Origin of the sequence: Gordonia sp. SID5947 (assembly GCF_009862785.1) — a bacterium.
Taxonomy (GTDB): Bacteria; Actinomycetota; Actinomycetes; order Mycobacteriales; family Mycobacteriaceae; genus Gordonia.
Genome location: NZ_WWHU01000001.1, coordinates 250,384 through 269,837, shown reverse-complemented (window position 1 = coordinate 269,837; position 19,454 = coordinate 250,384). Strand labels below are relative to the sequence as shown.

At 66.8% G+C, this 19,454-nt stretch carries 18 protein-coding genes, 2 tRNA genes and 2 pseudogenes; 9 read left to right on the top strand and 13 right to left on the bottom strand.

The genetic code is table 11. The features are described from left to right. Positions 1–3 precede the first annotated feature (3 nt). A complete protein-coding gene (locus GTV32_RS01315; protein WP_237421466.1) occupies positions 4–1,674 on the bottom strand; it encodes a DAK2 domain-containing protein in 1,671 nt (556 codons plus the stop codon). A gap of 258 nt (positions 1,675–1,932) precedes the next feature. Between GTV32_RS01315 and rpmB the strand changes: the two genes are divergently transcribed. Further along, positions 1,933–2,124: a 50S ribosomal protein L28 gene (rpmB, locus tag GTV32_RS01310; RefSeq protein WP_124706538.1), complete on the top strand. Its 192-nt coding sequence runs from the start codon at positions 1,933–1,935 to the stop codon at positions 2,122–2,124. Between the two features lie 119 nt (positions 2,125–2,243). Continuing rightward, positions 2,244–3,059 carry an enoyl-CoA hydratase-related protein gene (locus GTV32_RS01305; protein ID WP_161058621.1) on the top strand — a complete coding sequence of 272 codons (816 nt, stop codon included), beginning with the start codon at positions 2,244–2,246 and terminating at the stop codon, positions 3,057–3,059. A 40-nt stretch (positions 3,060–3,099) separates the two neighbouring features. Here GTV32_RS01305 and GTV32_RS01300 read toward each other — a convergent pair whose 3' ends face one another. From GTV32_RS01300 to thiL, 3 genes are read right to left on the bottom strand one after another with little or no spacing between them, the layout of a single operon-like run. Then, positions 3,100–3,804: a uracil-DNA glycosylase gene (locus GTV32_RS01300; protein ID WP_161058620.1), complete on the bottom strand. Its 705-nt coding sequence runs from the start codon at positions 3,802–3,804 to the stop codon at positions 3,100–3,102. Then, a complete protein-coding gene (locus GTV32_RS01295) occupies positions 3,801–4,322 on the bottom strand; it encodes a gamma carbonic anhydrase family protein (RefSeq protein ID WP_161058619.1) in 522 nt (173 codons plus the stop codon). Before GTV32_RS01295 ends, GTV32_RS01300 begins: the two co-directional genes overlap by 4 nt. A gap of 46 nt (positions 4,323–4,368) precedes the next feature. Next, positions 4,369–5,403, bottom strand: coding sequence for a thiamine-phosphate kinase (gene thiL, locus GTV32_RS01290; RefSeq protein ID WP_161058618.1), 1,035 nt, complete (start codon positions 5,401–5,403; stop codon positions 4,369–4,371). 183 nt (positions 5,404–5,586) lie between these two features. Between thiL and GTV32_RS01285 the strand changes: the two genes are divergently transcribed. Continuing rightward, positions 5,587–5,832, top strand: coding sequence for an Lrp/AsnC ligand binding domain-containing protein (locus GTV32_RS01285; RefSeq protein ID WP_161058617.1), 246 nt, complete (start codon positions 5,587–5,589; stop codon positions 5,830–5,832). Positions 5,833–5,932: 100 nt separating this feature from the next. Next, positions 5,933–6,475, top strand: a complete 543-nt coding sequence (locus tag GTV32_RS01280; protein ID WP_343287424.1) for a DUF3515 domain-containing protein — start codon at positions 5,933–5,935, stop codon at positions 6,473–6,475. A gap of 9 nt (positions 6,476–6,484) precedes the next feature. On the opposite strand, the gene GTV32_RS01275 is transcribed toward GTV32_RS01280, so the two are convergent. Further along, positions 6,485–7,489 carry an NAD(P)H-dependent glycerol-3-phosphate dehydrogenase gene (locus tag GTV32_RS01275; RefSeq protein ID WP_161062269.1) on the bottom strand — a complete coding sequence of 335 codons (1,005 nt, stop codon included), beginning with the start codon at positions 7,487–7,489 and terminating at the stop codon, positions 6,485–6,487. Between the two features lie 123 nt (positions 7,490–7,612). On the opposite strand from GTV32_RS01275, the gene cofC reads away from it, so the two are divergent. The 3 genes from cofC (at position 7,613) to GTV32_RS01260 (ending at position 11,568) form a co-directional block, all read left to right on the top strand. Continuing rightward, positions 7,613–8,353 (top strand): 2-phospho-L-lactate guanylyltransferase, encoded by a 741-nt coding sequence (gene cofC, locus GTV32_RS01270; protein ID WP_237421464.1) that lies wholly within the window; start codon positions 7,613–7,615, stop codon positions 8,351–8,353. A 68-nt stretch (positions 8,354–8,421) separates the two neighbouring features. Next, positions 8,422–10,608, top strand: coding sequence for an RNA degradosome polyphosphate kinase (locus GTV32_RS01265; RefSeq protein WP_161058614.1), 2,187 nt, complete (start codon positions 8,422–8,424; stop codon positions 10,606–10,608). Positions 10,609–10,644: 36 nt separating this feature from the next. Beyond that, positions 10,645–11,568 (top strand): NUDIX hydrolase, encoded by a 924-nt coding sequence (locus tag GTV32_RS01260; protein ID WP_161058613.1) that lies wholly within the window; start codon positions 10,645–10,647, stop codon positions 11,566–11,568. A 68-nt stretch (positions 11,569–11,636) separates the two neighbouring features. Here GTV32_RS01260 and GTV32_RS01255 read toward each other — a convergent pair whose 3' ends face one another. From GTV32_RS01255 to leuC, 3 genes and pseudogenes are all read right to left on the bottom strand, one after another. Continuing rightward, entirely contained in the window at positions 11,637–12,224 is a 588-nt protein-coding gene (locus GTV32_RS01255; protein ID WP_161058612.1) for an HU family DNA-binding protein, read from the bottom strand. A 164-nt stretch (positions 12,225–12,388) separates the two neighbouring features. After that, on the bottom strand, positions 12,389–12,982 hold the full coding sequence (gene leuD / locus GTV32_RS01250; protein ID WP_161058611.1) for a 3-isopropylmalate dehydratase small subunit: 594 nt from the start codon (positions 12,980–12,982) through the stop codon (positions 12,389–12,391). Between the two features lie 34 nt (positions 12,983–13,016). Beyond that, positions 13,017–14,452: pseudogene (gene leuC, locus GTV32_RS01245) on the bottom strand (3-isopropylmalate dehydratase large subunit). Between the two features lie 93 nt (positions 14,453–14,545). Between leuC and GTV32_RS01240 the strand changes: the two are divergent. Both GTV32_RS01240 and GTV32_RS01235 read left to right on the top strand, forming a co-directional pair. After that, positions 14,546–15,280 (top strand): IclR family transcriptional regulator, encoded by a 735-nt coding sequence (locus tag GTV32_RS01240; protein WP_161058610.1) that lies wholly within the window; start codon positions 14,546–14,548, stop codon positions 15,278–15,280. Positions 15,281–15,352: 72 nt separating this feature from the next. Next, a complete protein-coding gene (locus GTV32_RS01235) occupies positions 15,353–15,850 on the top strand; it encodes a PPOX class F420-dependent oxidoreductase (RefSeq protein ID WP_161058609.1) in 498 nt (165 codons plus the stop codon). A gap of 66 nt (positions 15,851–15,916) precedes the next feature. Here the strand turns inward: GTV32_RS01235 and GTV32_RS01230 are convergent. From GTV32_RS01230 to GTV32_RS01210, 5 genes and pseudogenes are all read right to left on the bottom strand, one after another. Then, positions 15,917–15,989, bottom strand: a tRNA-Glu gene (locus GTV32_RS01230). Between the two features lie 81 nt (positions 15,990–16,070). Next, positions 16,071–16,142: transfer RNA gene (locus GTV32_RS01225), tRNA-Gln, on the bottom strand. Positions 16,143–16,251: 109 nt separating this feature from the next. Beyond that, positions 16,252–17,726, bottom strand: a pseudogene (gene gltX / locus GTV32_RS01220) (glutamate--tRNA ligase). Between the two features lie 60 nt (positions 17,727–17,786). Next, complete coding sequence (locus GTV32_RS01215; protein ID WP_161058608.1) at positions 17,787–18,608, bottom strand: alpha/beta hydrolase; 822 nt, start codon at positions 18,606–18,608, stop codon at positions 17,787–17,789. Further along, positions 18,605–19,378 carry a fumarylacetoacetate hydrolase family protein gene (locus GTV32_RS01210; RefSeq protein ID WP_161058607.1) on the bottom strand — a complete coding sequence of 258 codons (774 nt, stop codon included), beginning with the start codon at positions 19,376–19,378 and terminating at the stop codon, positions 18,605–18,607. Before GTV32_RS01210 ends, GTV32_RS01215 begins: the two co-directional genes overlap by 4 nt. Positions 19,379–19,454: the final 76 nt, after the last annotated feature.

The following is a 19,454-nucleotide window of genomic DNA, read 5'->3' as shown; positions in this document are numbered from 1 at the left end:
CCACTACTCGACCCCGACCTGGACCAACTGGTCCGACTGTCCGGTCCGGTAGAGCGCCAGTTCGACACCCGGATAGCTCCGCCGCATCTGTACGCCGATCGCATCGAGAGCTTCGTCGTCGACGTCGGCTCCGGCCATCACCGTGACCATCTCACCACCGGTGGTCAACATCAGATCGATCAGCGCGGTGGCGGCACCGGTCTGATCGGGGGCGATGACGAGGACGTCGGACCCGATGAGTCCCAGGACATCACCGACCTCGCAGGTGCCGGCCAGCGTCATCATCTTGGTGCGGGCACGCACCAGCGATCCCCAGCGCGTGGCGGCCGCCGCCTCCGCCATCGCGTAGGTGTCCGCGTCCGGCGATTCGGCCTCGTCGTGGACCGCCAACGCCGAAAGGCATTGGACCATCGACGATGTCGGCAGGTAGACCACCGATCGCCGGGTCGACCGCGTCGCCGCGGTCACGGTCACCAGATCCTGCGATGCGAGTTTCCCGTTGGCCATCACCACCACGTGCGCGCTGTCGGTCGCCCTGATTGCCTCGACCAGCGCCTCCGGGGTGAGCCCGTCGTCTGCCCGCAACACTGCGGCCCCTGCCTCGCCGAACAGTTCGGCCGACCCCTCGCCGGTGACCACGGCCACCACGGCCCGCTTGTGCCGGGGCAGCGGCTCGGAGGTGTCCATCTGCGCCCTGATCGCGTCGAGGGCGAAACAGCTGATGCGGATGTCCGACACCACACCCCGTGTGACCCCGGCCTCGACCGCCTTCCCGGGATCACACGTGTGGACGTGGACCGAGAAGCGCTCGCCCTCCCCCGCCGAGCTGTCCCCGACGATCACCACGGCGTCGCCGAGTTCGTTCAGCGTCTCGCGCAGTGAACCGATCTGATCGCCCGCCGCACCGTCGAGCAGATACATGACCTCGAAGTCCATGTCGCTGCCACCGGAACATGCGTCGTTGCCCTGATGTCCGGGCTCGCCCCCTCCGGTGAGGATGCCGCGATATCGCCGGCGGCGTTGCGCCACGCCGGTGAGCACCGCGACCATTGCGTCCGCGAGCGCCAGGAATCCGCGTCCGCCTGCGTCGACGACGCCTGCGCTCGCCAACTCGGGCAGTTGCTCGGGGGTCCGCTCCAGCGCGTCGGCACACTCGTCGGCCACCGCCCGCGCCAGGTCGCCCGCCGACTCGGATACGTAGCCGGCCGCGGTCTCGGCGCCGACCCGGATCACCGTCAGGACGGTCCCCTCCCTGGGCTCGCTGACCGCCCGGACCGCGGCGAGGGAGCCGAGGCGAAGGCCTGCCGCCCACAGGTGATTGAACGTCATCTGCGATCCGTCTGGCGACAACTCGGCAGCGTCGGAGAGCCCGACCAGGATCTGGGAGAGGATGATGCCGGAATTCCCTCGTGCCTGCGCCACCGCGCCATCGGCCATCGCATGTGCGACCGCCGCGATCGTCGCGTCCTGCGGAACGCGGTCGGCGGCGTCTGCCGCGGCGCGCATGGTGAACAGCATGTTGCTGCCGGTGTCCGAGTCGGGAATCGGGAAGACGTTCAGGTCGTTGATCTCGCCCCGCAGCGCCTCCAGGCCGTCGACGGCCGCGTGCGCCCAGTCCCGCAAGAGCTGCGGATTCATCGTCCGGGTGGTGACACCGTCGAACGCCGACTCCATGAAACCCCTTACCGTTGGCGTGGCGAAGGCCGCCCGTTGGATGGCTTCGAGGTTACTCGCGCACGCCGACAGCGGCGTAGGGCGACCGGGCGCGGTCGGACGCCGCCACCGTCTTCGGTGGAGTGGATTTGGCCGGGCCGGGCCGATGCGGCTATTCTTGCAGGGTTGCCTTGCTGCAGTACCCGTCGACGCCAGCCGACGACCGTGGGACGAGCAGGCAGAACACGACCACTTTCATCAACACAAGGGAGTTCGACGATGGCTGCCGTCTGCGATATCTGCGGCAAGGGACCGGGCTTCGGCAAGTCGGTTTCGCACTCGCACCGGCGCACGAACCGCCGGTGGAACCCGAACATTCAGTCGGTGCGCGTCGAGGTCGCGCCGGGGAACCGCAAGCGTAAGAACGTGTGCACCTCCTGCCTGAAGGCCGGCAAGACCGCACGCGTCTGATCGTCGGGCGGTGACGCCCCATCGATCGATCCGATCTTCACGCTGAACCCGACTCCCGAGCGAGCATTCGCTCGCCCTGGGAGTCGGGTCTTCTGCGTTCGGAGATAGAGTCTCGATCCATGACCGCACAGCCAGCTTCCACATCCGCCGCTCCCCTCGTCCACCAGGACGGATCCGTCCTCACCATCGCCGTCTCGACGTCCGCCGCAGGGACATCTCTCGCCGACGACGCCCTCGCCCAGGGAACTGCCATCCTCCACGAGGTCGCGCGGGGCGAGCGCGAGGTCGGCGCGATCCTCCTCGTCGGCACCGGCGCCAACTTCTGCGCCGGAGGCAACGTCCGCGCATTCGCCTCCGCCGACCACCGCCCCACCTATCTGCGCGGCCTCGCCGACGACTTCCACGCGTTTGTCAACGCTCTGCAGGCTGCGAACCGACCAGTCGTCGCCGCCGTCAAGGGCTGGGCCGCGGGGGCAGGCATGAGCCTCGTCCTGCATGCCGATGTCTCGATCGGCGGCCCGATGACTCGTCTGCGGCCCGCATACCGCGGGATCGGTCTGTCGCCCGACGGCGGACTCACCTGGACTCTGCCCCGGGTCGTCGGATCCGCCCGCGCCCGGCACATCATCCTGACGGACCAGGTGATCGATGCCGACCATGCGCTCTCGTGGGGGTTGCTGTCCGACGTGGTCGCCGACGACGAGGTCGAGTCCGCCGCACGCTCGGCCGCGGAGAAGATCGCCGCCGGACCGTGGGAGGCGAACGCGGCGGCACGATCCCTGCTCACCCAGTCCGCCACGCGATCGCTCGGCGATCAGCTGTACGCCGAGGCCGAGTCGATCTCCGCGCTGTCGGCGTCGCCCGAAGGCATCGAGGGCGTCGATGCCTTCGTCGAAAAGCGCTCCCCCGATTTCGGAGCCGCCCGCACCTCCTGACGCCGGGCGCCCGCGCGTCCTGATACCGGTCGACGGCCCGTCAGGCGGGCAGGCGCCAGTCGACCGGATCGGCGCCGAGCTCGGAGAGCGCTTCGTTCGCCCGGCTGAAGGGCCGCGAACCGAAGAATCCTCGGCTCGCCGACAACGGCGAGGGATGCGCGGACTCGATCACCGGGACGTCGGGTAGCCACTGTTTGAGGCTGCCCGCGTCCCGGCCCCACAGGATGGCGACGAGCGGCTCGGCATCCCGGGCGACGAGCGCCTTGATGGCGCACTCGGTCACCTGCTCCCACCCTTTGCCGCGGTGCGACGCGGGCTCACCCGGCGAGACGGTGAGCACCCGATTGAGCAGTAGCACACCAGATTTCGCCCAGGGCGTGAGGTCGCCATTCGCCGGCATCGGATAGCCGAGATCCTCGCTGTACTCCCGATAGATGTTCGCCAGTGATCGCGGGATGGGCGAGACGTCCTGCGCCACGGAGAAGCTCAATCCGACCGCATGACCAGGGGTGGGGTACGGATCCTGGCCGACGATCAGCACTCGCACGTCATCGAACGGCGACGTGAAGGCACGCAACACGTTGGCGCCGGCGGGTAGATAGCCGCGGCCGGCGGCGTTCTCCTCGCGCAAGAACTGTCCCATCGACGCGATGACCGGCTCGACCGGCGCCAGGACCCTCGCCCAACCCGGATCGATCAAGTCCGACAACGGTTTCGGCGCCGAGGCGCTTGCGTCCGAGGTCACCCGATCCTCCTCAGTGCGTCGCGGTAGTACTTGCCGTTCTGGAAGTACATCTCCACGTTCAGGTCCACGTGGCCCTCCGGGACCTCATGACCCGCACGGATCTTCGCGGGCACCCCGAGCGCCATCGATCGCTCCGGGACCGCGAACTTGAACGGCACCACCGCACCGGCACCGACGACCGCGCCGGTCCCGATCGTCGAGCCGTTCAGGACGACCGAGCCCGACGCGATCAGACAATGATCCCCGATGGTCGCCCCCTCGATGTGCGCGTTGTGGCCGACCACGCACTCGTCGCCGATCACCGTCGCGTCGATCGGGGTGCAGTGGATGACGGTCCCGTCCTGGATGTTGGTCCGGCGACCGATCGTGATGGTCCCCGAATCTCCGCGCAGCACGGCGCCGGGCCAGACCGACACACCGTCGGCGAGGGTCACGTCGCCGATCACCGTCGCATCCGGATGGATGTAGACATCGTCTCCGATGGTGGGTTCGCGGTCGCCGAGTGCATAGATAGCCATGCACCGAATCTAAACATCCCGCGGCACGGGCGTCGTCAGGCGTCCGTCAATCCCCGAACGACTGCCAGCCGTGCAGTCCACTCACCACTCGGCCATCCACCCGCACCCCGGTGCCCGCGCGGACGTCGCCGATGCGGGTCCAGCCCGGAGGAAGGGTGCCGGGAGCGAAGGCCGCCAGCAGTTCGTGGTCCTCGCCGCCGGTCAGCTTCCAGACCCGCGGGTCCACGCCGAGCGCCGACGCCGCGCCGTGCACCGCTGCCGCGGTGGGGATTCGGTCGGTCTGCACGTCCAGTCCCACCCCGGCCGCCGACGCCATGGTGATCAGCTCCTCGATGAGGCCGTCGGAGATGTCGGTCATCGCGTGCGCGCCGGCCCGAGCCGCCGCCGGTCCCTGCGTGAGGTCGGGCGACGGCAGTCGGTGCGCGGACAGCAGGGTCGGGAATTTCTCGAGATGACCGGTGTCGCCACGGGTCTCGGCGTCGATCAGCAGGGCGAGCCCCGCGGCACTCGCGCCGAGCGCCTGGCCGGTCACCGCGAGCACGTCCCCCGGTCGGGCGCCACCCACGACGATCGGAACGGCGCCGTCGAGGGCGCCCACGGCCGTGACGCCGAGGACGACCTGTTCGGCGGCGACCAGGTCGCCGCCGAGGACCCGTGCCCCGATGCGGTGGGCCGTTTCGACGATGCCCGCATTGAGATCGAGGACCGTGCCGACCGTGGTCTCTGCCGGACAGGCGATCGACACGACGATGCCGGTGGTGCGGCCGCCCATGGCGGCGATGTCGGCGGCACTCTGGATCACCGCGCGGGCACCGACCGTGCGCGCATCCGACCAGTCGAAACGGAAATGTCGTCCCTGCACGGCGGTGTCGGTGCTGATCACGGTCGGCCCGGCGGTGTCGATCACGGCGGCGTCGTCGCCGGAGCCGATGACGATGTCGTGCCCGGCAGTGCCGTGCTGTTGCGGGTTGTCGGCGCCGGCGAGGGCGGCGCGGGTGAGTTCGGTGATGAGACGCCGTTCACCGACCTCCCCGACGGTGCGGGACCGATCCACCGGGTCCCCGGCCTGTCCGACGGTCACGGCGTCTCCTCGGTTCCTCGGTCGGTCTGAGTCGCGCTCGGAAGGGGTTGTCAGCGACAATATGGCGACAGTGTATTGGCTCGCCGGTACGTCACTGCGCCGTGCGGTCGCTCGCGACTCACGACCTCGGCTGCCGTCGCGGGTCGAACAGCGTGATCCCGTCGGGGTCGCGTCGACGAGAGGATGGGCGTGGTTCAGGCATACATTCTGATCCAGACCGAGGTCGGACGAGCCGCACTTGCCGCGGCGACGATTGCGGAGATCGCCGGCGTCGCCTCCTCCGAGGAGGTCAGTGGGCCCTACGACGTCATCGTCCGTGTGGACGCGGCCGACGCCTCACACCTCACCGACGACGTCGTGCCGCAGATCCAGAAGGTGGATGGCATCACGCGCACTCTCACCTGTCCGGTGGTTCAGAGCCCCCGCTGAGCCCGATCCGTCCCGACACCTCCGATCGGTGGCAAGCGCGGCCCGCACTATGGTGTTGGGCGTGACCGACGACAGCGAACCCGACGGTGCACCCGATCACGTGGAGGGCGCACCGGCCGATGACGTCGAAACTCGATACGGCTCCGGCCCACGGCTGAGTCCCGCCCTGATCGCGACACTCGTCGCCATCCCGGTGATGGTTCTCATCGGTTTCATCACCTTCGCCGCACTGCGTCCCGACGACACCACACCGATCGAGTCCTATACGACCGGGGAATCCGCCCCGGCCGACTGTGCGAAACTGATCGCCGCGTTGCCGCAGACCTTCGACGGGTTCGGCGACAAGCAGGTCGACGGCACCACCGTGCGGTGGCCGGCAGACGGCGACGGGGACGCGGTCACCTTGCGGTGCGGCATATCCCGGCCCTCCGAGCTGTCCCCGACGAGCAACCTCCAGGTGATCAATCCGGTGCAGTGGTTCATCACCGACACCGTCGACGGCTCCGGGCAGGCCTACGTCTGTGTCGATCATCGCCCCTACGTGGCGATGTGGATTCCCGCCAACGCCGGGAACGGCCCCATCACAGACGTCTCGGCGGTCATCGAACGCACCCTGCCGCGTGGTCCGCTCGACTTCGGCTGAGGTCGGAACTCAGTCGTAGATCTCAGGTTTGGTGCTCCGGCCGAGCAGGGAGCTGATGGCGTCCGCGACCGAGAGCCCGCCGTGACACACCTGATGGACGGCATCGGTCAGTGGCATCTCGACATCGAACTTGTCGGCGAGGGCGCGCACCGAGCTACACGACTTGACCCCTTCGGCGACCTGACCGTGGGTGGCCTCCTGCGCTTCTGCGAGTGAGAGGCCCTCACCGAGCCGTGCACCGAATGTTCGGTTGCGCGACAGCGGGGACGAGCACGTGGCGACCAGATCGCCGATTCCCGCGAGTCCGGCGAGCGTCTCGATCTGTGCGCCGACGGCGACGCCGAGGCGAATCGTCTCCGCGAGACCGCGGGTGATGATGGTGGCCAGCGTGTTCTGGCCGAACCCGACCCCGCTCGCCATCCCGCATGCCAGCGCGATGACGTTCTTCACCGCCCCACCGATCTCGCAGCCCACGACATCGGTGTTGGTGTACGGGCGGAAGTACCCGGTGTTGAACGAGTGCTGCAGATCCCGAGCGCGCTGTTCGTCGGTGCACGCGATGACGGTGGCAGCGGGCTGGCCCTCGGCCACCTCGCGCGCCAGATTGGGCCCCGACAGCACGGCCACCTGCCCCGACGGAACTTCGGAGACCTCGGAGATCACCTCACTCATCCGCAGCAGGGTGCTCGTCTCCACCCCTTTGGCGAGCGAGACATAGGTGGTCTGCGGGGTCACGTACGGCAGCCATTCCGTCAGGTTGGTACGCAGCGACTGGGACGGCACGGCACACACCACCACATCGGCACCCGACAGCGCCTCGGCGACCGAACTCGTCGCGAACAGCTGATCGGGCAGGGTGATCCCGGGCAGGTAGTCGGCATTCGTGTGATCGTCGTTGATCCGTTCGGCCAACTCGGGGCGCCGGGCCCAGATCGTCGTGTCCGTACCCGCATCGACCAGTACCTTCGCCGTGGCCGTCCCCCACGACCCGGCACCCATCACCACCGCACGCACGATCACTCCTCTGCCGACCATCACTACCGTCCTCAGCGTAGTGCGTGGCATCCCGGGAGCGACGAGGAATCCTTTCTGGGGTGCAGTGACCGCCCCGCCCCGGGGGTCGGCATCATGGAGACCATGGACACGCCATCGCACCCGGATCCGGGCGGTCGTGACCTGGGTGATGTCGTCGCGGTGATGGCCGTCAAACGCCTCGAGCAGGCCAAGACCCGGCTGGCCGCCGGCCGGCAGCCAGGTCAGGGCCCTCTGCACCGTGCCCTCGTGCTGGCCATGCTGACCGACACCGTGGAGACCGTCAGCGCCGCAGGCATCACGCGCATCGTCGTGATCAGCCCCGACGATGCCGTGTTGGCCGCGGCGGGTGCTGCCGGTGCCGTCGGGGTCCGCGAACCGTCCGAGTCCCTGTCGACCGGCGTCTCGCGCCTGAATCTCGCGTTCGCCCATGCCGCGTCGGCGGTGCGCGATCGTTGGCCGGCCGCCGGACGGGTCATGTTCATCCAGGCCGACCTGCCCGCGGCGAGAGCCGGAAGCCTGCGGGAACTGATCGCCAGTGCCGCAACCCACCCCCACGCGGTGCTCACCGATCGCGACGGCACCGGCACCACGATTCTCCTGCGCGCCACATCTGTCACCGAGCCGCCCCGATTCGGCCCGGATTCCGCTGTGGCACACCGCTCATCCGGTGCGGTCGAGCTCGACCCACACCACGAACGGTGGCCCGACCTACGGACCGACGTCGACACTGCCGACGACCTGGAGGCGGCGAGATCCCTGGGGCTCGGCCCGCGCACCACGGCAGCCCTGGAGGACCGGGCACTTCACGCCGAAGACACCGTTCCCGTCGGGAACGGCAACTGACCTGTGCCGAGCGCCGCTCGTCACCGGGCAGACGTGTGAGGGCCCGGCCGATGCGTCATGATTGAACGGTGAGCCCCGCCGACGACATCGCCACCCAACCGATCACGTCCATCCCCGGTGCGCCCCCGGCCGCGACGTTGCTTCCCGACGAGTCCGCGGACCTGCCCGACGATCGCTACCTCAATCGCGAACTGAGCTGGCTCGATTTCAACTCGCGGGTGCTCGCACTGGCCGAGGACGTCTCGATGCCGTTGCTCGAACGGGCCAAATTCCTCGCGATCTTCTCGTCCAATCTGGACGAATTCTTCATGGTGCGCGTCGCCGGGCTCAAACGTCGCGACGAGACCGGCCTTTCGGTGCGTTCCGCCGACGGTCTGTCCCCGCGCGAACAGCTGCTGCGGATCGCGGGCCGAACGCAGACCATCGCCGACCGGCACGCGCGCGTGTTTCTCGACTCGGTTCGACCGAACCTCGCGGAAAACGACATCCACGTCGTCACGTGGGCGGACCTCGGTGAGGACGAGAAGGCTCGTCTGGTCGACCATTTCCACGAGGACGTGTTCCCCGTCCTCACTCCGCTGGCCGTCGACCCGGCGCACCCGTTCCCCTACATCAGCGGGTTGTCGCTCAACCTGGCGGTGACGGTGAAAGATCGTGCCGAGGGCGGCGAACACTTTGCACGTGTCAAGGTGCCCGACAACGTCAATCGCTTCGTCCGGGTCGACCGACTGATGCGGCGGGGGGCCGGTTCGTCGAAGGACTCCGACCAGCGCGCCGTCTTCCTGCCGTTGGAGACGTTGATCGCCGCCAACCTGGAGCACCTCTTCCCCGGCATGGAAATCGTTGAACACCACGTCTTCCGGATCACCCGCAACGCCGACTTCGAGGTCGAAGAGGACCGGGACGAGGACCTCCTCCAGGCCCTCGAGCGAGAGCTCGCACGTCGACGCTTCGGCTCTCCCGTGCGGCTCGAGGTCGCCGACGACATGAGCGAGCACATGCTCGAACTCCTGCTGCGCGAACTCGATGTGAATCCCGCCGATGTCATCCAGGTGCCCGGTCTCCTCGACCTGTCGTGTCTGTTCGAGATCCACGGTCTCGACCGGCCGCATCTCAAGGACCGTCCGTTCGTCCCGGCCACCCATCCGGCCTTCGGCGAGCGCGAGACACCCAAGAGCGTGTTCTCGACGCTGCGCGAGGGCGACGTCCTCGTCCATCACCCCTACGATTCGTTCTCGACGAGTGTGCAGCGATTCATCGAGCAGGCCGCCGCGGACCCGCAGGTACTGGCGATCAAGCAGACCCTGTATCGCACTTCGGGAGATTCGCCGATCGTCAACGCGCTGATCGACGCGGCCGAGGCGGGCAAGCAGGTCGTGGCACTGGTGGAGATCAAGGCGCGCTTCGACGAACAGGCGAACATCAAGTGGGCCAGGCAGCTCGAGCAGGCGGGTGTACACGTCGTCTACGGCCTCGTCGGGCTGAAGACGCATTGCAAGACGTGTCTGGTGGTCCGTCGCGAGGGCTCGGTGATCCGTCGCTACTGCCATATCGGAACCGGCAACTACAACCCGAAGACCGCCCGGCTGTACGAAGACGTGGGTTTGTTCACGGCCGCACCCGACATCGGCGCCGACCTCACCGACCTCTTCAACACGCTGACCGGTTATTCACGAAAGATGGAGTACCGCAACATCCTGGTGGCCCCCCACGGCATCCGTTCGGGGATCATCGCCCGGATCGAGGGCGAGATCGAACGCCATCGGCAAGGTGACACGCGCGCGCTGATCCAACTCAAGGCCAACGCATTGGTCGACGAGCAGGTCATCGACGCGTTGTATCGCGCATCGCAGAGCGGCGTCCCGGTCGAGATCGTGGTGCGCGGCATCTGTGCGCTCCGCCCCGGAATGCCGGGGATCAGCGACAACATAGTGGTGCGCTCCATTCTGGGGCAATTTCTCGAGCATTCACGAATCCTCTATTTCGGCGCTCAGAACGAATACTGGATCGGCAGCGCCGACATGATGCATCGCAATCTCGATCGCCGTGTCGAGGTGATGGTCCAGGTCCGAGACGAGCGCCTCACCTCCGAACTCGGCGACATGTTCGCCTCTGCACTCGATCCCCGCACGCGGTGCTGGGTGCTGCACTCGGACGGTAGTTGGGTGGCGTCACCGGCCGAAGGCGAAGAGGTCCGCGATCACCAACGTCAGATGATCCGACGCAATCGTCGCCGGCCGGACCCGAATCCGTAACCGTTCTCGCACCATCGAACCCTAGGATTCGTGTCGATGTCGAAGACAACGAAGACAGTCTGGGCTGCCGGCGGCGTTCTCTGGCGCCCGACTCGCGACGGTCAGGCCGAGGTGGCGCTGGTTCACCGACCCGACTATGACGACTGGACCCTGCCGAAGGGCAAGATCGATGCCGGCGAGACATTGATCGCGACCGCGGCCCGCGAGATCCGTGAGGAGACGGGCCAGCAGGCCCGACTGGGTCGTCATCTGCGCGATGTCGGATATGTGCTGCCCAACGGCAACCGCAAGCGCGTGCGGTACTGGGCTGCCCGAGCCCTCGGCGGCGATTTCCAGGCCGGTGACGAGGTCGATGAGCTCCGCTGGCTCGACATCGCCACCGCCACCGAGAAATTGAGCTATCGCCTCGACCGCGCGATTCTGACCGAATTCACCCGGCTTCCCGCCGACGTCCACACTCTGCTCCTGGTACGCCATGCGCGCGCCGGCCGGAGGTCTCGCTACAAGGGCGACGATCGTCTCCGTCCGCTGGATCGCACGGGCCGTCACGAAGCACGCGAATTGGCCGGTCTGCTCGAGATCTTCGGCGCCGAGCGCCTGCACGCGGCCGATCGGGTCCGATGCGAACAGACGCTCGCCCCGCTCGCCCACGATCTCGGTGTCACGACCGTGCCCGAGCCTGCACTGTCCGAAGAGGCCTACCTGTCGGATCCGGACCGGGCCCACCAACGCATCCGGGAGATCGCGTCGGACACCTCGGCCATCCACGCGGTGTGCAGTCAGGGCAAGGTCATCCCACCGATGATGCGGTGGTGGTCAGATCGGGATGGCATCACCCTGCCGCCCAAACGTAATCGCAAGGCGAGCGTCTGGGTCCTGTCGACTCGTCACGGACGGCTCCTCGCGGCCGACCACATCGACAGTCCCCTGCCACACACCGACATCGACGTCGAATCCTGACCCCGGACACACATCAGCCCCCGACGGGGAAGAACGTCGGGGGCTGATGTCGGGTGACTCAGGACGCCTCAGCGTCGTGTGGCCTTCTTGGCCGGAGCCTTCTTGGCCGCGGTCTTCTTGGCCGGAGCCTTCTTGGCCGCGGTCTTCTTGGCCGGAGCCTTCTTGGCTGCGGTCTTCTTGGCCGGAGCCTTCTTGGCTGCGGTCTTCTTGGCCGGAGCCTTTTTGGCCGCGGTCTTCTTCGCAGGCGCCGCCTTCTTGGCGGGAGCCTTCTTGGCCGCGGTCTTCTTGGCCGGGGTGGCCTTCTTGGCCGCGGTCTTCTTGGCCGGCGCAGCCGCGGTGCTGCCACGCTTCACCGCCGGGCCGGACGCGGCGAGCTTCTGCTTACCCGCGACCACAGCCTTGAACTGCGCTCCCGGACGGAACGCGGGAACCGAAGTGGCGCGCACCTTCACGGTCTCGCCGGTACGCGGGTTGCGGGCGACGCGCGGGGCGCGCCTCCGCTTCTCGAACACGCCGAAGCCGGTGATGGTGACACTCTCACCTTTGTTCACCGCGCGCACGATCGTGTCGACCATCAGCTCGACAGCGGCAGTCGCAGTCTTGCGATCCGCATCCAGCTTCTTGGTCAGCTCATCGATGAGCTCTGCCTTGTTCATTGATACCTCCGCAAGCTGTTCTGACCCTTCTGTAAAAGTCAGCTATCTCCACACGGTAAACGTACAATTCGAAAACGTCCATCTTCCACGCCAATTAACCAGGCATGTTGCGAAATCGAAAGCCGCAATCGCTTTCCGGGGAGACCGTTCGGAGGCCGTGAATCTCAGCTGTCGAGCGTGACCGGCTTGAAGTGAGGACGCGAGGTCTCGAACTCAGAAATCGCCTCTACCTGGCGTAACGTCAGGCCGATGTCGTCCAGACCCTCCATGAGACGCCACCTCGTGTAGTCATCAATTGCCAACGGCACCACAAGGTCTCCTGCGGTGACCGTCCGATCGGCAAGACTGACCGTCAGTTCCAGTCCCGGCTGTTCCTCGAGTCGCTTCCACAGGAGTTCGACGTCCGATTGCTCCACCTGGGCCGCCACGAGGCCTGCCTTGCCGGCGTTGCCGCGGAAGATGTCTGCGAAACGCGACGAGATCACGACCCGAAAGCCGAAGTCCGACAGAGCCCAGACCGCATGCTCGCGTGACGATCCGGTGCCGAAATCGGGACCGGCTACCAGAATCGAGCCCCGGCTCCACGGCTCGTTGTTGAGGATGAAGTCCGGGTCGGACCGCCACCCGGCGAAGAGACCGTCCTCAAAACCTGTGCGGGTCACCCGCTTCAGGTAGACGGCTGGGATGATCTGGTCGGTGTCGACGTTGCTACGGCGCAGCGGCACACCGATCCCGGTGTGATTGTTGATGGGTTCCATGATCCAGTTTCCGATCTGAAGAGTGGGGCGGGTGTCAGGCGAGATCTGCCGGAGCAGCAAGCGTGCCGCGGATGGCAGTGGCTGCGGCCACGCCCGGTGAGACCAGGTGAGTACGGCCACCCTTGCCCTGCCGCCCTTCGAAGTTGCGGTTCGATGTCGATGCGCACCGTTCCCCGGGCGAGAGCTGATCCGGGTTCATTCCCAGGCACATCGAGCAGCCGGCCTGCCGCCAATCGGCGCCGGCGGCGGTGAAGATCTCACCGAGACCTTCTTCTTCCGCCTGCGCACGCACACGCATCGAGCCCGGGACGATGAGCATCCGCATGCCATCGGCCACCTTGCGACCCTTGAGAACCTCGGCCACCGCACGCAGATCCTCGATGCGACCGTTGGTGCACGACCCGACGAAGACTGTGTCGACCTTCACGTCGCGCAACGGCATTCCCGGCGTCAGATCCATGTAGTCGAGCGCGCGACGCGCCGCGCTCGCGGCGTTCTCGTCGGCGATCTCGGCCGGATCGGGCACGCGCGAAGCCAGCGGGAGACCTTGCCCGGGATTGGTCCCCCAGGTGACGAACGGCGTCAATTGCGTGGCGTCGATGTGGACTTCGGCGTCGAATTCGGCGTCCTCGTCGGTGCGCAGACTCTCCCAGTAGGCGACCGCATCGTCCCAATCGGAACCGGTCGGAGCGTTGGGCCTGCCCTTGAGGAAGTCGTAGGTCACCTGATCCGGCGCGATCATGCCGGCGCGGGCGCCCGCCTCGATCGACATGTTGCAGATCGTCATTCGGGATTCCATCGAGAGCTTTTCGATGGCCGATCCCCGGTACTCGAGGACATAGCCCTGACCGCCGCCGGTGCCGATCTCGGCGATGACCGCGAGGATCAGGTCCTTACTCGTCACCCCGGGCGGCAGTTCACCGTCGACGGTGATCGCCATCGTCCGGAACGGACGCAGCGAAAGGGTCTGCGTCGCCAACACGTGCTCGACCTCAGATGTGCCGATTCCCATTGCCAGCGCGCCGAATGCGCCATGCGTGGAGGTATGGCTGTCGCCACAGACCACGGTCATCCCCGGCTGCGTCAGACCGAGCTGCGGGCCGACGACGTGCACGATGCCCTGCTCGGCATCGCCCATCGGATGCAGACGGATGCCGAACTCTTCACAGTTGCGGCGCAACGTCTCCACCTGAGTACGCGAGACCTCGTCCGCGATCGGTTTGAAGATGTCGACGGTCGGGACGTTGTGGTCCTCGGTGGCGATGGTCAGGTCGGGCCGGCGTACGGGCGGTCCGCGAGACGGAGTCCGTCGAACGCCTGCGGACTGGTCACCTCGTGAACGAGGTGGAGGTCGATGTAGATGAGATCGGGATTGCGGTTCCCGGAAGCGTCTTCTTCGCCACGCACGACGACGTGGTCATCCCACACCTTTTCGGCGAGAGTACGCGGTGTGTTGGGGCTGTAACTCATGGCTGTACTCGCATCTGTTCGAATCGTCACGGCACGCCCACTCCTGATCGGCGTCGGCGTGCATCTCAGTATTTGGAACGCTAGTATCGTCCTATGGGAAAGGATAACGCATCGACGGCCAGCAGTGGAATCGGTGTCCTCGACAAATCGGTGACAGTTCTGCGAGCCATCGCCGAGGCCCCTCGCAACCTGACCGAATTGTGCGATCGCACCGGCCTTCCACGGGCCACGGCGCATCGGCTCGCGGTCGGACTCGAGACGCACCGCCTGCTCGCACGTAACGCCGCCGGACGCTGGTATCCGGGCCCCGCACTGAGCGAACTCGCAGCATCGGCGCACGATCCGGTCCGCGAGGCCGCGTTGATGGTACTGCCGCGCCTGCGCGAGATCACCGGCGAATCGGTTCAGCTCTACCGTCGCGAGGGCGCCGAACGTGTCTGCATCGCCGCGATGGAACCGCTCACCGGCCTCCGGGACACCGTTCCGGTCGGTACCCGTTTCCCGATGAGTGCCGGTTCAGCCGCCAAGGTCCTGCTCGCCTGGGCCGAACCCGGCACCCAGCGGGCATTGCTGCACGACAGCGTCTTCGGGGAACGCGCGTTGCACGAGATCCGGCGCCGGGGCTGGGCTCAGAGCGCCGGTGAGCGAGCGGCCGGGGTGGCGAGTGTCTCGGCCCCGGTGCGCGACGCGACCGGCGACGTGGTCGCCGCGATCTCGGTGTCGGGGCCGATCGATCGGATGGGGCGTCGCCCCGGAGCCCGGTGGGCAGCCGACCTCCTCGCGGCCGCGGACGCCATCCACAAGCGACTGCAACCCGCCCGCGGCTGACGCCGGCAGCAGCAGCCGAGCACAACAAGGATCGGCCCCACATCGTCGGCGCCGTTCGGTTAGCGTCTGACCATGGGAGTCAATCAGCGCAATCAGATCGTCATGTCCGAGACCGAGATCAGTGACTTCGTCGCGAACGGCCGAACCGCGACGCTCGCGACCACGGGAGCGGACGGGAGCATCCATCTCGTCGCCATGTGGTACGGCGTGGTCGACGGCGAGATCTGGTTCGAGACGAAGGCCAAGTCGCAGAAGGCCGTCAATCTACGGCGCAACAGTCGCTGCTCGGTCTTGATCGAGGACGGCGACACCTACGACACATTGCGTGGCGTCTCCTTCGAGGGCACGGCGGAGATCCTCGACGACCCGGATTCCTGCCTGAAGGTCGGCATCAGCGTGTGGGAGCGCTACACGGCCCCATACACCGAGGAGTCACGTCCGTACGTCGAGCAGATGATGAACAAACGCGTCGCGGTTCGCATCGTGCCGGGTCGCGTCCGCTCGTGGGACCACCGCAAACTCGGTCTGCCCGAGATGCCTGTCGCCGGGAGCACCGCGCCCGGCGCGTGACGCGCAGCCTCGACGAAAAGAAGAGCGCCCCCACTCGATCGTGACGAGTGGGGGCGCTCTTCGTTGTAGCCCCGACGGGATTCGAACCCGCGCTACCGCCTTGAGAGGGCGGCGTCCTAGGCCGCTAGACGACGGGGCCAAGAACTGTATTCAGTTGATCGTGCACCTTGATGAATCTACGGGAACGGCCTCGGTTCGAGACCGGCCACCCGGAAACTCGCTGGGGTACCAGGACTCGAACCTAGAATGGCGGTACCAGAAACCGCTGTGTTGCCAATTACACCATACCCCAAGGTTTCCCCTGCCCGGCTGACCAGACTCACTGTCCGACCGGTCGGAAAAGGACCGAGGAGAAGAGTACCGAGGCGCACCCTCAGATCACAAATCGCCAGGTCAAACCCCTAGCTCGGCACAGATTCGCGAGCGGCGGCGAGACGGGCGAGACTCTTGTCGCGACCGAGCAGCTCCATCGACTCGAAGAGCGGCGGGCTCACCTGCGAACCCGTCACCGCGACGCGGACGGGGCCGAACGCCTTACGCGGCTTGAGCCCCAGGGTGTCCACGAGCGCCACCTTCAGCGCCTCCTCGAGCTCCGGGCCGGCCCACGTGGGCAATGCCTGGACGGCGGCGATCGCGGCGTCGAGAACCGCAGCGGCGTCGGCACCGAGATTCTTCGCCGCCGACTTCTCGTCGATGACGAACTCGTCGTCGGACACGTACAGGAAGGACATGAGGGGCCACGCGTCTCCGAGGACCTGGATTCGTGTCTGCACCAGCTCGGCGAGCGCGGTGAACGAGGCATCGTCGATCGGCTCGTCGAGCTTGCCTTGCGTGATCAGGTAGCGCTTCAAGCGTGCCGCGAAGTCGCCGAGGTCGAGACCACGGATGTGTTCGGCGTTGATCGCGTCGGCCTTCTTCTGATCGAACCGAGCCGGGTTCGAATTGACCTGACGTACATCGAAAGCAGCGATCATCTCGTCCAGCGAGAAGACATCGGTCTCATGCGAGTAACCCCAGCCGAGCAACGCGAGATAGTTCAGCAGCCCCTCCGGGATGAATCCGCGATCACGATGGTGGAAGAGGTTCGACTCCGGATCGCGTTTGGACAGCTTCTTGTTGCCCTCCCCCATGACGAACGGCAGGTGTCCGAACTCGGGAACACGATCGGCGATCCCGATCCGGGTCAACGCCTCGTAGAGCGCTATCTGCCGGGGGTCGACGACAGCAGATCCTCACCACGCAACACGTGGGTGATCTTCATCATGGCGTCGTCGACCGGATTGACCAGTGTGTAGAGCGGATCGCCGGTCGCGCGGGTCAGTGCGAAGTCGGGGACGGTGCCTGCCTTGATCGTCGTGGTGCCACGAACCAGGTCGTCCCAGATCAGGTCGTGATCCGGCATCCTCAGGCGGACAACGGGTTTGCGACCTTCGGCGGCCAAGGATGCACGCTGCTCGTCGGTCAGATCCCGATCGAAGTTGTCATAGCCGAGCTTGGGATCGCGACCTGCCGCCCGGTGCCGCGCCTCGACCTCCTCGGGTGTCGAGAAGGCCTCGTAGGCCTCCCCTGCGGCCAGCAACTGCGCGACGACGTCGAGGTGGGTGGCTCGCCGCTCGGACTGGCGATACGGTCCGTAGGGTCCTCCGACCTCCGGGCCCTCGTCCCACTCGAGTCCGAGCCAGCGCAACGCGTCGAGGATCGCGGCGTACGACTCCTCGCTGTCCCGCGCGGCGTCGGTGTCCTCGATCCGGAACACGAACGTGCCGCCGTCGTGACGGGCCTGGACGAAATTGAACAAGGCCGTCCGGGCGAGACCGACGTGCGGGGTTCCGGTCGGAGACGGGCAGAAACGGACGCGCACATCGGAGCCACTCATGGAGGTCAGCGTATCGAATCGTGCGCTGCGCCCCGCCGCCCGTCCGCCCGGGGGCGCCGCTCAGCCCTGCGCGGCCAGGAAGTCCACGAGGAGCCGGTTCACCTCGGTGGGCTGCTCGAGATATCCGAAGTGGCCCGCCTTGGGGACCTCCTCGTAGCGCGCGCCGGGGATTGCCTCGGCAACCTCGCGCGCGAGTTTCGGAGGAAGTGTGCGGTCGTCGGCGAATCCGATGACCATCGCCGGGCGGTTGATGGCCCGGTACGCGCCCAGACGGTCGACCTCGCCGTCGTGCAGCGCTAGCTGGGCACGCACCCCCGGCGTCACCGTCTGCGGCGAGAAGCCGATGACGTCGAGCCAGTCCTTGGCCGTGCGGTCGTCGTCGAGAGTGTGCGGCGACAGATTCAGATGCGCCGTGATCGCGGCCTGGTAGTCCGGCGGCAGCGTGATCTTGTTGTCGTACAGGGCACGTTCCCCCGCCGAGATCGCCTGCTGCAGAGGTGTGTTTCGGCCGTACGTCGCGATCATCACCGCCGCCTTCACCAGCTCCGGCCGCGTCAGCGCCAGCTCCTGGGTGATCCTGGCGCCCAACGAGGTGCCGACGACGAACGCGGGACCGCCATCGAGATGCTCGATGAGAGCCGCAGTGTCGGCGACCATGTCGTCGTGGGAAAAGCCGTCCGCACACTCCGACGAGGGCGAGATGCCCCGATTGTCGAAGGTGACAACGCGGTAGCCGGCCTTGGTCAGCGCCGGCTGCTGATGTGCCTGCCACACCCGGCCCGGGCTGCCGGTCCCCATCACGAGCACCACGAGCGGCCCCGAACCGAACTCCTCGTAGGCGATCTCGATCCCGTTGACCTGCGCGACCTTCGACCCCCTCACGGCTTGTCCACCACCGGATTGGCCAGAGTCCCGATTCCTTCGACGGTCACCGAGACCCGTTGTCCTGCCGACATCGGACCAACGCCCTCGGGTGTCCCGGTCAGGATCACGTCGCCGGGCAGAAGGGTCATGACACGCGAGATCCATTCCACGATCGCACCGACGTCGTGCAGCATCAACGAGGTTCGCGACCGCTGGGTGACCTCGCCGTCGAGCTCGGTGACCAATTCGGCGTCGGCCGGGTCGAACTCGGTCTCGATCCAGGGACCGAGCGGACAGAACGTGTCGTAACCCTTGGCACGGGTCCACTGCCCATCGGCCTTCTGCTGATCGCGAGCGGTGACGTCGTTGGCCGCGGTGTAGCCGAGAATGACGTCCTTCGCCTTCGCGGCGCTCACGTCCTTGCACGGCTGGCCGATCACGACCGCGAGCTCACCCTCGAAGTCCACACGTTCCGAGTTCGGTGGTCGCACGATCGGGACCTCCGGCCCGATGATCGACGTGTTGGGCTTCAAGAAGATGACCGGATCCGCCGGCGCCTCCCCACCCATCTCGGCGACGTGGGCCGCATAGTTCTTACCGATGCAGATCACCTTCGACGCGAGAATGGGCGCCAGTACTCGCACATCGGCGAGCGCCCACGACCGTCCGGTGAAGGTCGGGGTGCCGAAGGGATGCTCGGCGATCTCGCGCGCTCGCTGCGCACCGTCGACGTCTTCGATGGAGACAAACGCGACCCCGTCTGGGCTGGCAACTCGTCCTAAACGCATGGCACGACATTATCGCACCGGCGTTCCCACAACTCGGGACACCGTTTTGACGCCGACTCCGCGCGTTCTAGAATAT

Coding starts and splice junctions, on each gene's coding strand:
- GTV32_RS01315 (WP_237421466.1), bottom strand. CDS start 1,674: ATGGAGTCGGCGTTCGACGGTGTCACCACCCGGACGATGAATCCGCAG.
- rpmB (WP_124706538.1), top strand. CDS start 1,933: ATGGCTGCCGTCTGCGATATCTGCGGCAAGGGACCGGGCTTCGGCAAG.
- GTV32_RS01305 (WP_161058621.1), top strand. CDS start 2,244: ATGACCGCACAGCCAGCTTCCACATCCGCCGCTCCCCTCGTCCACCAG.
- GTV32_RS01295 (WP_161058619.1), bottom strand. CDS start 4,322: ATGGCTATCTATGCACTCGGCGACCGCGAACCCACCATCGGAGACGAT.
- GTV32_RS01285 (WP_161058617.1), top strand. CDS start 5,587: ATGGGCGTGGTTCAGGCATACATTCTGATCCAGACCGAGGTCGGACGA.
- cofC (WP_237421464.1), top strand. CDS start 7,613: ATGGACACGCCATCGCACCCGGATCCGGGCGGTCGTGACCTGGGTGAT.
- GTV32_RS01260 (WP_161058613.1), top strand. CDS start 10,645: ATGTCGAAGACAACGAAGACAGTCTGGGCTGCCGGCGGCGTTCTCTGG.
- GTV32_RS01255 (WP_161058612.1), bottom strand. CDS start 12,224: ATGAACAAGGCAGAGCTCATCGATGAGCTGACCAAGAAGCTGGATGCG.
- leuD (WP_161058611.1), bottom strand. CDS start 12,982: ATGGAACCCATCAACAATCACACCGGGATCGGTGTGCCGCTGCGCCGT.
- GTV32_RS01240 (WP_161058610.1), top strand. CDS start 14,546: ATGGGAAAGGATAACGCATCGACGGCCAGCAGTGGAATCGGTGTCCTC.
- GTV32_RS01235 (WP_161058609.1), top strand. CDS start 15,353: ATGGGAGTCAATCAGCGCAATCAGATCGTCATGTCCGAGACCGAGATC.
- GTV32_RS01210 (WP_161058607.1), bottom strand. CDS start 19,378: ATGCGTTTAGGACGAGTTGCCAGCCCAGACGGGGTCGCGTTTGTCTCC.